The sequence below is a fragment of the Pseudomonas abyssi genome, from assembly GCF_003444685.1.
GTDB classification, from domain to species: domain Bacteria; phylum Pseudomonadota; class Gammaproteobacteria; order Pseudomonadales; family Pseudomonadaceae; genus Halopseudomonas; species Halopseudomonas abyssi.
The window spans coordinates 73,907-86,830 of record NZ_LMAZ01000003.1; the positions used below are offsets into that span (position 1 = coordinate 73,907).

10 protein-coding genes and 2 pseudogenes are annotated in these 12,924 nt (G+C 62.1%); 5 read left to right on the plus strand and 7 right to left on the minus strand.

Translation table 11 applies throughout. From position 1 onward, the window contains the following. Nucleotides 1-12: 12 nt before the first annotated feature. The 5 genes and pseudogenes from ASB58_RS20565 to ASB58_RS10900 form a co-directional block, all read right to left on the minus strand. Entirely contained in the window at nucleotides 13-726 is a 714-nt protein-coding gene (locus ASB58_RS20565) for a methyl-accepting chemotaxis protein (RefSeq protein WP_425222196.1), read from the minus strand. A 141-nt stretch (nucleotides 727-867) separates the two neighbouring features. Further along, nucleotides 868-1,998: pseudogene (locus ASB58_RS20570) on the minus strand (HAMP domain-containing protein); the annotation flags it as partial. Between the two features lie 209 nt (nucleotides 1,999-2,207). Continuing rightward, nucleotides 2,208-3,032, minus strand: a complete 825-nt coding sequence (ampE, locus tag ASB58_RS10890) for a regulatory signaling modulator protein AmpE (RefSeq protein WP_118130698.1) — start codon at nucleotides 3,030-3,032, stop codon at nucleotides 2,208-2,210. Continuing rightward, nucleotides 3,033-3,587, minus strand: coding sequence for a 1,6-anhydro-N-acetylmuramyl-L-alanine amidase AmpD (gene ampD / locus ASB58_RS10895; RefSeq protein ID WP_118130700.1), 555 nt, complete (start codon nucleotides 3,585-3,587; stop codon nucleotides 3,033-3,035). 66 nt (nucleotides 3,588-3,653) lie between these two features. After that, nucleotides 3,654-5,972, minus strand: coding sequence for a DUF1631 domain-containing protein (locus tag ASB58_RS10900; protein ID WP_118130702.1), 2,319 nt, complete (start codon nucleotides 5,970-5,972; stop codon nucleotides 3,654-3,656). Between the two features lie 433 nt (nucleotides 5,973-6,405). On the opposite strand from ASB58_RS10900, the gene ASB58_RS10905 reads away from it, so the two are divergent. Both ASB58_RS10905 and nadC read left to right on the plus strand, forming a co-directional pair. Continuing rightward, the gene (locus ASB58_RS10905) at nucleotides 6,406-7,770 is read left to right on the plus strand and encodes an alanine/glycine:cation symporter family protein (RefSeq protein WP_096002920.1); all 1,365 of its coding nucleotides are present in this window, start codon (nucleotides 6,406-6,408) and stop codon (nucleotides 7,768-7,770) included. Nucleotides 7,771-7,867: 97 nt separating this feature from the next. After that, nucleotides 7,868-8,728: a carboxylating nicotinate-nucleotide diphosphorylase gene (nadC, locus tag ASB58_RS10910; protein WP_118130704.1), complete on the plus strand. Its 861-nt coding sequence runs from the start codon at nucleotides 7,868-7,870 to the stop codon at nucleotides 8,726-8,728. Between the two features lie 12 nt (nucleotides 8,729-8,740). Here the strand turns inward: nadC and ASB58_RS10915 are convergent, their stop codons facing one another. Together ASB58_RS10915 and tesB are read right to left on the minus strand one after the other, a co-directional pair. Then, nucleotides 8,741-9,319, minus strand: coding sequence for an HAD family hydrolase (locus ASB58_RS10915; protein ID WP_118130706.1), 579 nt, complete (start codon nucleotides 9,317-9,319; stop codon nucleotides 8,741-8,743). A gap of 1 nt (nucleotide 9,320) precedes the next feature. Further along, nucleotides 9,321-10,184, minus strand: coding sequence for an acyl-CoA thioesterase II (gene tesB / locus ASB58_RS10920; RefSeq protein WP_118130708.1), 864 nt, complete (start codon nucleotides 10,182-10,184; stop codon nucleotides 9,321-9,323). Between the two features lie 192 nt (nucleotides 10,185-10,376). Between tesB and ASB58_RS10925 the strand changes: the two genes are divergently transcribed. The 3 genes and pseudogenes from ASB58_RS10925 (at nucleotide 10,377) to ASB58_RS10935 (ending at nucleotide 12,910) form a co-directional block, all read left to right on the plus strand. Beyond that, nucleotides 10,377-11,297, plus strand: coding sequence for a histone deacetylase family protein (locus ASB58_RS10925; RefSeq protein ID WP_118130710.1), 921 nt, complete (start codon nucleotides 10,377-10,379; stop codon nucleotides 11,295-11,297). A 30-nt stretch (nucleotides 11,298-11,327) separates the two neighbouring features. Beyond that, nucleotides 11,328-12,578, plus strand: a complete 1,251-nt coding sequence (locus ASB58_RS10930; protein WP_118130712.1) for a TIGR03862 family flavoprotein — start codon at nucleotides 11,328-11,330, stop codon at nucleotides 12,576-12,578. Beyond that, nucleotides 12,578-12,910: pseudogene (locus ASB58_RS10935) on the plus strand (YnfA family protein). Before ASB58_RS10930 ends, ASB58_RS10935 begins: the two are co-directional and overlap by 1 nt. The last annotated feature ends 14 nt before the right edge of the window (nucleotides 12,911-12,924 follow it).

The window sequence follows — 12,924 nt, forward strand, 5'->3', positions numbered from 1 at the left end:
TGCGACGCCAGCCTAGACCTTGAAAGCGTTGATGATACCCTGCAGCGACTGTACCAGCTGACCCATGCGGCCACTGGCGTCCTCCGCCCGGCGCGCGCCCTCTGCGGTGCGCTCGCCTGCTTCGTTGATCTGCACGATATTCTGATCGATATCGTGGCTGACCACCGTCTGCTGCTCGGCCGCCGCAGCAATCTGCTGGCTCTGATCAACAATCTGGGTCACCGCCTTGAGAATACTGTCGAGCCCCTGCTGCACACGCAGCGACGCATCCACCGTGGAGGCCGTCATGCCGTGACTGCTGTCCATGGCTCGCACTGCGGCGCCTACGCCGTCTTGCAGGCGCACAATCATCTGCTCGATTTCTTCGGTTGACTGCTGTGTGCGACGGGCCAGGGTGCGTACCTCATCGGCGACGACGGCAAAGCCACGGCCCTGCTCGCCGGCCCGGGCCGCCTCAATGGCCGCATTGAGCGCCAGCAGGTTGGTTTGCTCGGCAACACCCTTGATCACGTCCAGCACCCGGCTAATCGATGCACTGTCCTCGGCCAGCTGATTGATCACCCGTACCGAGTTCGCAATCTCACCCGCCAGTTTCTCGATACCATCCACAGAGGACTCGACCAGACGACGCCCATTGAGCGTCTCGGTATTGACCTGTTCGGCGTTGTTCACCGCCAGCGCGGCACTGCGCGCCACTTCCTGAGACGTGGCGGCCATTTCGTTCATGGCGGTTGCCACCTGCTCGATCTGGCTGCGTTGCGCTGCCACCGACTGGCTGCTCTCGGCGGAAATCTGCTCGACCTCGCGCGATTGCCCCTGCACCTGCCCGGAGGTGGCGCTGACCTGCTGAATCAGCTCGCGTACACGCTGAACGGTATTGTTGAAATCACTGGCAAGCGCACCCAGCTCGTCGCGGCTGTCCACCTCTACCTGCACGGTCATGTCGCCACGGGCGACCTGCCCCATCTGCTGCGACAACCGCTTGAGGGTGCGACGGGTCGCCATGTAGAAGCCGGCATACAGATAGATAATGGCAAGCCCCACACCCAACAGCGCAACGATCAGCACCATCATCGCCCGCTCGTTCTGCGCCAGGCGCTGGTCCAGCTGTGCGCCAAGATAATCAAAAATCGCCGTTTTCAGCGTGTAGGTAGCATCGACTTCGCTGGTGATCCGATCAAAGAACGCGCTCCAGGTGCTGTCCAGCGAAGCAGCGATAATGATGTCTTCCTCAAAGATCAGCGAGGCGTTATCAATGCTTTCGCGGCTGCGCGCTGCCGCAGCCTGCAGTGCGGCATTACCGGTTGCCCCCACGGATTGATCCAGTGCCTGCTGATAATCGGTACCCAACTTCTGCAGAAGCGTCACCAGCTCATCCATCTCCCGGCTGGCGTCAGAGTTGAGAAAACCCAGCCCCATGGAGTAGGCGCCGGTTGCACGCCCCTGCCCCAGGGTCGAGGTGACCTGAGGTGTCGTGGCGATAAGCAGCTCGGTCAGCTGACGTACGTTACGGTCGAAGTCTTGCGGCAGGCCGGCGTAGGCCGCTGTGAGATTGAGCAGGCTGCCCAGACTGTCCAGCGCCTGGGCGGACATTCCGCTGCGCGAAATAATCGACTCCCGGGCAATCTCTTCATAGCTGGCAATCAACTGATCGCGCATCTGCAGCACATCGGCGGCTGCCGGATCGTCGGCATCCAGCGGCAGGTCACGCAGTTGCTGCAGCAAATCACCGCGCAGCTCGGTCAGGCGCTCTTCGATACCGGATGACTCGCCACCCTGCCCAATGCGCAGGTTGACGACATCCAGATCGCGCACCAGCTCGGCACTGCGCATGGCTTTTGACACGCCCTGCACAACCTCCAGGCTATCCAGCGCATGACGAGTCACCTCGACACGCTCATAGGACTCCTGCACCAGCAAGGTGCTGACAATACCAAGGGGGACAAAAAACAGGACGCTGATCAAGCAGAACTTCATGCCGTAGCTGAGTCGATTCATCAACGCGATGGCAGGCGCCAGAAGACTATTCACCCGAGTGTTCTCCTAAGTGTACTGCCCTGCGGTTTGGGCTATACGCCAGCTGACCTGGCGCTGATTGTTCTAGTGTTATCCGCCGACGGGAGCATGCATGCCCTGCGCCCCGTCGTTTACTGTCTCATGTTGACGCTATCGGCCTCAATAACAACAACTTTACTGCACCTGAGTTATCAGCCCAATACCGCCAGCAGGGCAAGCACCACCGCCCACGCGAGCAACGCACGCTTGAGCAAGGTGCGGGTATCGGCCAGCGCACCACTGTCCGCCTCATCGGCCAAGCGCCCCTCCCCCCCTGTCAACGCCGCCTCTGCGGTACGGGCAACCAGGTCATCGGCACTGACATCCCAGCTGAGCAGCGCATCTGCCAGCACCTGGCGGACGTGATCAAAGTGGCCAACCAGCGCAAAGCTGGCTGCCAGCAGACGCGCTGGCAGCCACTCAAGGGCGTGCGCCAGTGCGGTAACCGGCTCGCCAGCTGGTGCATCCTGCGCCAGGCGCAAGCGCAGCAGACGATAGCCCAGCGCTCCCACCGGGCCAAGCAAAACAAACCAGAACACAGTCACGACATAACCGTGAAGTATCTCGCGCACCAGTACGGCACGCATTGCCGCCAGCACATCAGCCGAATCCCCCCCAAGCACGCCCTGCTCATGCTCGGCCACCAGCGCCGCCGCCTCAACATCGCCCCGCGCCAGCGCAGCCTCAAACCTTTCCGTCATGCGGCCCAGCGGGTCGCTTCTACCCATACAGGCAAGCAACACCAGAACATAGAACAGCAGCGTGAGAAAACCCCAGCCTTGCGTCACCAGCCAAGCCTGCAGCAACGCCACCGGCAACAGCGGCACCAACAGCAGCGCCAGACCGACCAGCGGTCGATGCGCGATTCGGCGCTCAGCGAAGGCCACCCACAACTGCGGGATATCCAGTGGCAAGGCACGGCGAAGCGGCGTGCACCACATCAACAGGCAAACCAGTAGCAGGGCAAGAAAGTGCATTCAGGTTCCTTTCGGGGTTGTCAGCGCAGCCAGGTAACGATGCCACTTGAAAGCGGCACCCGGATCGGTCTTGCGGCCCGGAGCGATAAACTCGTGGCCGGTGATACGGCTGTTGGTAATCGCTGGATAGCCCTGCTGCAGCGCCTGGGTCAGGGCCAGCAGCGCGCCATACTGATGCTCAGTGTAAGGCAGCTCATCCGTGCCTTCGAGCTCGATACCGATGGAAAAATCGTTACAGTTTTCACGGCCGCCATGACGAGACGCGCCCGCGTGCCAGGCTCGTTCGTCGCAGGATACAAACTGGGTAATAGCGCCACTGCGCTCGATCAGGAAGTGCGCCGATACGCGCAGCGCAGCGATCTCGGCGAAATAGGGATGTGCGGCAGGATCCAGCTGGCCGCGGAAGAAAGACTGGACGTACCCACCACCAAACTGCCCGGGCGGCAGACTGATGTTGTGGATAACGAGTAGCGACACTTCGCCGTCCGGACGCGCATTGCAATGCGCAGAGGGACAACGCACCACGCCTTCAAGCCAACCGTCCTGCACTCGCATGCCGCCCTTCTCCGCTGCTACCCAGGGCACATGCTAACAGGCCGTGAAGCGGCCTGCATCAGGGGGTCAGGATTTTGCCTGCAGCTGCCGCAGATTGCCGATAACCGACTCCAGCGCCCGATCAAACAACTGGTTTTCATCGAGCAGGCTGATGCGTCCCTCGTCAAAACAACGTGCCAGCTCCTGTCGACCGAACTCGGCCACTTTCAAACCATTGCGGTTCACAAAGATGTACTTGCCACTGAAGCTGATGATTGCCGCCAGCTTACAACGCTGGCTGGCCTTGCCATCAACCGGCTGCAACTGGAACCAGCAACCGGTACCAAGACTTTCGATCCAGCGTTGCGCGCCGACACTCGGCAGGTCATCCACTGTTTCAACCGGCGTCTCGAGCTCTTCCTGCGCCAGCACGGGCTGCTCGATGTGCACCGCTGCAACGACAACCGGCTCTTGCTCCGGTTGCGGCGCCGGCTCCCGCTCCTCAGCATCAGTCGCTGATAGCTCGACGACCGGCGCCCGCATCGCAGCCTCGGCATCCGGAGCTGCATTCTCTGGGGGCCGCTGGGGCTTTTCCGCTAGTGCCAGCGCGGCGCGTTGCGACTGCGCCACTGCCTGCAACTGAGCGACAATGGCAGCGGCATCCAGGCCCAGCAGCTCCAGTCCGCCGCGCAAGGCCGCCTCCGTTTGGCGGTTGTGTTCAATGCGCAGCTCACGACCCGCCTCATCTACCGGCTCGACACTGACCACCAAGGCCATGGCAGTATCCCGCGCCTGCTGCCAGGCCATGGACTCCCCGCCCTCGCGCAGGAAGACCATCTGCATAACCTGACTCCAGGTATCGCGCAGCAGGTCCACCAGCGTAACCGGCAGCGTACGCCCAACCAGCAACCCGTTGATCTCGCGCGCCACCTCGCTGCGTGCCGCCTGAATACGCGCACGCCCTTCTTCAGCATCCCGAGTGCGCTGCTCAATACGCTCGGCACGGCGCTGTTCGGTACGCAGAAACTCGGCCAAACGCTGGTTGAGGCTGTCGAACAACGCCGCGTCGGGCTCAGCCTCAGCCAACAGCTGCTCGACGATATCTTCCAGCAGCGCATGCAACTGATCACGCCGCAAGTCGTCGTGCTCATTCCACCCCATGGTGGCCCGCGATAACTCGTTTAGCAGGCGGCGCGCCGGGTGCGAGGCACGGCTGAAAAAACTCTTGTCGACAATGGCCACCCGCAGCACGGGCAGCTGCAAACGGGTAATCAGCACTTTCACCGCCGACGGCAGCTCACGATCCTCCAGAATGAAGTCAAACAGCATGGAGACCAGGCTGATGACGTCATCATCCACTCGCGCCACGGTTTTGCCACCGCCGTGGCTCTTGCGCTGCTCTTGCAGCAGCGCCTGGATCTGCTGGCGCAGACCAGCACTTCCGGCATCGCGGGTAAGGTGCTCTGGCGACACGCTCGACAAGACCTGCAGCAGCTCATTGCTCTGCATCGGCACCGCAGAGGCGCCAGACAATCCGGACAGCGCCATATCGCCGCTGGTCATGCGCCACTTGCCAATCAGCTCGCTGAACAGCCCCAGCACTTCCTGCTGCTCCTCGCTACCATAGCCGACACGCGCAGCGCCAGGGGCTGGCGCATCGACGCGCCCCTCGCCAGTGCCACGCGGGGCCACCGGGCGACGGGTTTGCGCCACCGGCGCCAGCCGCAGATCAGGCATGACACCGGCGTTAACCAACGCATCATTAAGGGATTCATAGAGACTGTCGATACCGTTGAGCACGCAACGCTCAAACAGCTTCAGGATGATCAGCCGCACCTTGATATTGATATCCAGCGCCTGCAAGGCGTCGGCAAAGTGCTCGATCAGCGGGGCAGGAGCAAAGGGGCAATTACGCTCATCTACACGCTTCCTGGCCAGACTGTTGACCCTCAGCGCAAGGTGGCTCAAGCCTGTCTGATTACGCGCAACCACACGGCTAATCATGCCATCGACGGCAACCGACTGCTCCAGCTCGTCTGGCTGCACCAGCGACAGCGAATCCAGTTCAAAGGACACCGTCTGCACGGGAGCGGGCGCATCACTGGCCAGCTGCTCGGCAGCCAACACCACGCCGTCGCAGGTTTTTCGAATCAGGTTGGCGCGCTGCAGGCGAACGCTGCGCATGGCTTCAAAGAACAGGGTCTGCTCGGCATTGCTTGCGGCCTTGTCGGCCATCTCAAACAGCGCGTCGTCCGCCTTGTCGAAAACATCACCAAGGCCTTGCTGCAAATAGCCGGTGGTTTGATCCCGGACCGTCAGTAGCGGCGTCGGCAACAAGGAGGCACCTGCCGACGCACGCGCCGCCAGATTGGGCTTGATGGAAACCACCTTGGGGTCCTGGGACATGTTTACTCTCCAGACAAGGGCACCTTGTCGTATCAACTATACGTCAATGCGAAATGTCTGCCCTGACAGCCTTACTCCCTGCGCCTATTTTTTGACGTCAAAACTTTACTAATTTGAAGTATACCGGGTTCGTCTTGCAAAGAACTCCCCTCCTGTCGATTTCTTGATCGGCATCACAGTTCCCCCGCCTCGACATCAAAGCGACACATTCAGTAACGCCCGGCGCAATCCTGGTATATCCTCACTGAGGGAAGCAGTCTCGTCTCACCGCATTGGCCCGCATGGCGCCGCTCTGAGGGCAACAACCTCACGGGCGTCGCTTGCCTTGCGGAAAAGGTGATGGCGCGCTAGCCGACCCTGGTCTACACCGGACTGACAACGACAACGAGCGCGCCACAAGCGCGCACTAGAACAACACCAGGAGCGACGTTCAATGGAAGCAATCATTGCCCTTATCGGGGATATCAACGGGATTGTCTGGGGGCCAGCCATGCTGGCGCTACTGGCCGGCACCGGCCTGTATCTGACGCTAGGTCTCAAGCTGACACCGCAACGCAAGCTGTTCTACGGCTTCAGCATGCTCTGGCGCGGCCGCAAAAGCAGTGATGAGGGTGACATCAGCCCGTTCAACGCCCTGATGACCGCCCTCTCCGCCACCGTCGGCACCGGTAACATCGCGGGCGTCGCTACCGCGGTCTTTCTGGGTGGCCCGGGCGCACTGTTCTGGATGTGGGTTATCGCCCTGGTGGGCATGGCAACCAAGTTCTGCGAGGCCGTTCTGGCCGTGCGCTATCGCGAGAAGGATGCCCGTGGCAACCACGTTGGCGGCCCGATGTATTACATCAAGAACGGCTTGGGCGAGAAATGGAAATGGCTTGGTATGCTCTTTGCCATTTTTGGCATGCTCGCCGGCTTCGGCATCGGCAACACCATCCAGTCCAACTCGGTTGCTGACGCCCTGAGCAGCTCGTTCAACATCCCCAAACTGGCGACCGGCATCATCATCGCTGTATTGGTGGCACTGGTACTGCTGGGCGGCATCAAGCGTATCGGTGAAGTGGCGGGCAAGCTGGTACCGATTATGGCGATCTTCTACGTTGGCGGCGGCCTGATCATCCTGATCCTGCATGCCGACAAGATCCCGGAAGCCTTCAGCCAGATTTTCTACTACGCCTTCAACCCGAGCGCAGCGGCCGGTGGTTTTGCCGGTGCAACCGTCTGGATGGCGATGCGCTTCGGTATCGCCCGCGGCGTCTTCTCCAACGAGGCCGGCCTGGGTAGCGCACCTATCGCCCACGCTGCCGCACAGACCAACAACCCGATCCGCCAGGGCACCATCGCGATGCTCGGTACCTTCATTGATACCATCATCATCTGCTCGATTACCGGCCTGGTGATCATGGTGACCGGTGCGTGGACCAGTGGCGAGAACGGCGCTCCGCTGTCGGCGCTGGCCTTCAGTCAGGGCCTGCCGGGTTCCTGGGGCCAGTACATTGTCAGCATCGGCCTGGCTGTGTTCGCCTTCACCACCATCATCGGCTGGAGTTTCTACTCCGAGAAGTGCACCCAGTTCCTCTTTGGTGAGCGCTCCAACCTGCCGTTCCGCCTGCTGTGGATCATTGCGATTCCGCTGGGCACTCTGCCGGGTATCGATCTGAACAGCCTGTGGCTGGTGGCTGATACGCTGAACGCCATGATGGCCATTCCCAACCTGATTGCACTGTTGCTGCTCAGCCCCGTGGTCTTCAAACTGACCAAGGACTATTTTGCCGACCCGGCAAACTACATGAACAAGTAACCCGCTCAGGTAACGCACAGATGCCCGCCGCCAGGCGGGCATTTTTGTTGCGATCGGGTATACTCGCCGGCACTTGCGATCAGACGCCGGAGCCAGCATGCCCAACCTCACTCTCGACAGCCTGCAGACCACCATCGTTGATGACGTCCGCCGTGCCTTGGCCGAAGACGTGGGCGATGGCGACATCACTGCCAGCCTGATTCCTGCCGACCGTCAGGCCGATGGCCGCATCATCACCCGCGAGCCTGCAGTGTTCTGTGGCAAGGCCTGGGCAGACGAAGTCGCTCGTCAGGTCGACCCGCAAATCGCCATCGAGTGGCTGGTCAATGATGGCGACAACCTGCTCGCAGACCAGACTCTCTGCCGCTTCAGCGGCCCCGCTCGCGGCCTGCTGACCGCGGAGCGCTCGATGCTCAACTTCATCCAGCTGCTGTCAGCCACGGCCACCCGCAGCCGCCACTTCGCGGACATGGTTGCCGGCACCCGCGTCATGCTGCTGGATACCCGCAAGACGCTGCCCGGCCTGCGCCTGGCACAGAAGTACGCCGTCACCTGCGGCGGCTGCCACAACCACCGTATCGGCCTGTATGACGCCTTCCTGATCAAGGAAAACCACATTGCCGCCTGTGGCGGCATCGCCCAGGCCGTCAGCCGAGCCCATGAGATCGCTCCGGGCAAGCCGGTCGAGGTAGAAGTGGAAAGTCTGGATGAGCTGAAACAGGCGCTGGACGCTGGCGCCGACATCGTCATGCTCGACGAGCTGAGCGATGCCGACATGCGCACGGCGGTCACACTCAACGCCGGGCGCGCCAAGCTGGAAGCCTCTGGCGGTATCACCGAGGCGACCCTGCGCAGTGTCGCCGAAACCGGTGTGGACTATATCTCGATCGGCAGCCTGACCAAGGACATCAAGGCAGTAGATCTGTCCATGCGCCTGCGCTTTCAGGCCGCCAGTTGAGGTAAGGCGCGGTCAAAGCCGCGCCAGCAAGGCGTTACAGCTCGGCAGATGCCAGTCGGTCAGCTCAGGCCAGGGATTGTCCGGCAGGATCAGGCAGGTACGACTGCCGGCCGCCCTGCCCGCCTCAAGATCAAAGCGAAAATCCCCCACCATGACGGCCTCGTCCGGTGACAGCTGCCAGCGATCCAGCAATTGGTGAATGCCATCGGGTGAAGGTTTGGGCGCAGCGTCCTCCCGCCCGAGCACATCTTCGGCGGCAAAACAGTCGAGAATCCCGAGGCAACTGAGCGTCGAGCGTGCGACCACCTGCAGGTTGCGGGTCAAGATACCCAGCCGCCACCCCTGCTCACGCAGTTGGCGCACCAGCTCCACAGCACCCGGCGCCGGTTCCACTTCAGCCGCCAGACGCAGCTCGATGGCATCAAGCTGGGCTTTCATCGCGGTGTAGTCGGCGGCTGGCAGGGTCGCCATGTAAGTCAGGATATCCGCGTCAGCCGGCACGCCAAGCTCCCGACGAATCGCCGGAAAGTCGTGCTGAGCCAGCGTCAGCGTGCCGTCCAGATCAAACACCCAGCCACGCAACTGGTGCATCTCAGCGCTCAACCTTGCGCATCAGCGACTCCTGGGCCACGGAGGCCACCAGTTCACCGGCCCGGTTGAACAGCTGACCACGTGACAGGCCACGCGAGCCGCTGGCCGACGGGCTGTCCATGGCATACAGCAACCAGTCGTCCATCCGCAGCGGGCGGTGATACCAGAGCGAGTGATCCAGGCTCGCCACCTGCATGGCGGTTGACCAGCTGGAAATACCGTGCGGCTGCATGGCCGTGCCCAGCAGGTGAAAGTCCGAGGCGTAAGCCAGCAGATAGCGGTGTACCTGCGGATCATCCGGCAGGGCACCGTCGGCGCGATACCACATGTAGCGCACCGGCTCACCGACCTTCGGCTCAAAGGGGTTGAACTCACCGACCGGACGAATCTCGATCGGTTTGCCACCCAGCGCCTTATCGCGCACCTTTTCATGAATGAGGTGCTGATAGCGGCGAGTCCACTCGGTTTCGTTGGGCAGGTCCTCTGGGCCTGGCACATCAGGCATCACTGCCTGGTGTTCATAACCCGCCTCATCGCCCTGAAAGGAACTGATCATAGTGAAGATCGGCTTGCCCTTCTGGATCGCCTGCACGCGGCGAGTAGTGAAGCTGCCGCCATCACGCAGCGGATCTACTTGATAGACAATCGGCAGATCGGCATTGCCCGGGCGCAGAAAGTAACCGTGCACCGAATGTACATGGCGCTCAGGATCGACTGTCTGGCTGGCCGCTGACAACGACTGCCCAAGCACCTGCCCACCAAACAATTGCTTGAAACCCAGGTCCTGGCTGCGGCCACGAAACAGGTTTTCCTCGATCTTCTCCAGCGCCAGCAGGTCTACCAGATCATCCAGCAGTTCGCTCATAGTGCGTCCTCACGTGATTCCCAGCCACTCACGGCGGGTACTTCTTGACAGTAGTGGCGACGTGCTCGTCGCTCGAATGGCCGTCAGTTTAACCCGGATTGTCTCGCATTAGCACAATGCACCGGCGCCGAGACTTGCCTGCCTCAGGCGCCCTGCGCATACTCGCACAGCCAGACCTCCGCTGGAGAACCCATGGATCTTCCGCTGATCTACCATCAGGATTACAGCTTCCCCTTTCCCGCTCCACACCGTTTTCCGATGGACAAGTTCGTGCGCTTGCACGATCACCTGCGAGCCAGCGAGCTGCTGCACGCGGACAACCTATACCGCCCCGAGCGCTGCAGCCGTGAGTTACTGTCCCTGGCCCACGACCCGGAATACGTTGCGCGCTTTCACGACAATGAACTGGACGCCAGCGCGCTAAGACGCATGGGTCTGCCCTGGAGCGAAGCACTGGTGAAACGCACCACGCGCGCGGTCGGCGGCTCCCTGCTGACCGCCGAGCTGGCGCTACAACACGGCCTGGCCTGCCACTTGGCTGGCGGCACCCACCACGCCCATCGCGACTTTGCCTCCGGCTTCTGCATCTTCAATGACCTAGCGATTATCAGCCTGTCACTGCTGGCCAGCGATACCGTCCAGTCGATCCTGATCATTGATTGCGATGTCCATCAGGGCGACGGCACCGCCAGCATCCTTCAGAACATCGACGCCGCCGTGACCGTGTCGCTGCACTGCGAAAACAACTTTCCAGCGCGCAAGGCGCAGAGCGACTGGGACATTCCTCTGCCGCGCGGCCTGGATGACGCTGGCTACCTGCACACCTTGGAGCAGGTGCTCAACTATCTACTGCCCCTCTACCAGCCTGACCTGGTGCTGTACGACGCCGGGGTCGACGTCCACCAGCAGGACGCTCTCGGCTACCTGCATTTGACCGACGCCGGCATCGCGGCGCGCGATCACCTGGTGATCGACCGTTGTCTGGCACAGGACATTCCGGTGTGCGCTGTGATTGGCGGCGGCTACGACCGGGACCGCGACGCCCTGGCGCGCCGCCACGGCATCCTGCATCACAGCGCAGCGGCCATTTGGCAGCAGCGCGGTTTGGGCTAAACTGCGCGCCCCAACGTACAGGAACAGCCGATGACCGTCGCCCCAGCACATCCTGCCCAACCCATTGCCATTATTGGCGGCGGGCCGGCCGGACTCATGGCCGCCGACATCCTCTCCGCAGCAGGCCATGCCGTTGACCTGTATGACGCCATGCCCTCCGTTGGCCGCAAATTCCTGCTGGCCGGCGTCGGCGGCATGAACATCACCCACTCCGAGGCTGCGGCGCCGTTTCTGTCGCGCTACCGCGAAGCCGCGCCCTGGGTGGGTCGCTGGCTTGCCGAGTTCGACGCGCAGGCGCTGCGCGACTGGATTCATGATCTGGGTATCGACACCTTTGTCGGCAGCTCAGGGCGCGTCTTCCCGACCGATATGAAAGCCGCGCCGCTACTGCGAGCCTGGCTCAGGCGCCTGCGCGAACAGGGCGTGACGCTGCACACACGTCATCGCTGGCTGGGCTGGGGCGAGCATCAGCAGCTGCGTTTTTCCAGCCCGCAGGGCGAGGTAAGCGTAGCGCCAGCGGCAACCCTGCTGGCTATGGGCGGCGGCAGCTGGGCACGACTGGGCTCCGACGGCAGTTGGGCGCCTTTGCTTGCCGAGCAAGGCGTTACCCTGCGTAGCCTGCGTCCCAGCAATTGCGGCTTCATCAGCCCCTGGTCCGCCTTTCTCAGTGAGCGCTTCGCCGGTCAGCCACTCAAGCAGATCATCGCGACCACCCGGAGCCCGGATGGCGAGCTCATCAGCCGTCGTGGCGAAGCAATACTGACCCACGACGGCCTGGAAGGCAGTCTGATCTACGCCCTGTCCGCCGCCCTGCGCGAACAGCTGGAAGCAGGCACTCGCGCACAACTGACACTCGATCTGGCCCCGGATCACACGCAAGCGCAACTGCAACAGGCCCTCAGCCAACCGCGCAAGGGCCAAAGCCTCAGCAATCTGCTGCGCAAAAAGGCGGGGCTGGACGGCGTTAAAGTGGCACTACTGCACGAATGCCTGAGCAAGGACGCTATCGCGGACACCCATGCCCTGACCGCCGGCATCAAGGCACTGCCCATTACCCTGACCGGCACCCGCCCACTGGACGAAGCCATCAGTAGCGCAGGCGGCGTATGCCGTAGTGCGCTGGACGACCAGTTGATGCTAAACGCTCTGCCCGGCACCTTCTGTGCCGGCGAGATGCTCGACTGGGAAGCCCCCACCGGCGGTTACCTGCTGACGGCCTGCTTTGCCAGCGGGCGTCATGCCGCCCATGGGATGCTCAACTGGCTCAAGGACCACAACTGATGCCTGAACTGAAAACCCTCGGCCTGTTCATCCTGACCGCGCTGGCAGAGATTGTCGGCTGCTACCTGCCCTATCTGTGGCTGCGCGAAGGCAAGTCAGCCTGGCTGCTGATTCCCGCCGCGCTCAGCCTCGCCGCCTTCGCCTGGCTGCTGAGTCTGCACCCCACGGCTGCCGGGCGCGTCTACGCCGCCTACGGTGGGGTGTACATCGCCGTGGCCATCGGCTGACTGTGGTGGGTTGACGGCATTCGCCCAACCCAGTGGGATCTGCTGGGGTCAGCCATTGCCCTGCTCGGCATGGCGATCATCATGTTTGCGCCCAAGGCAAGCTGAAGATAGCATAGCGC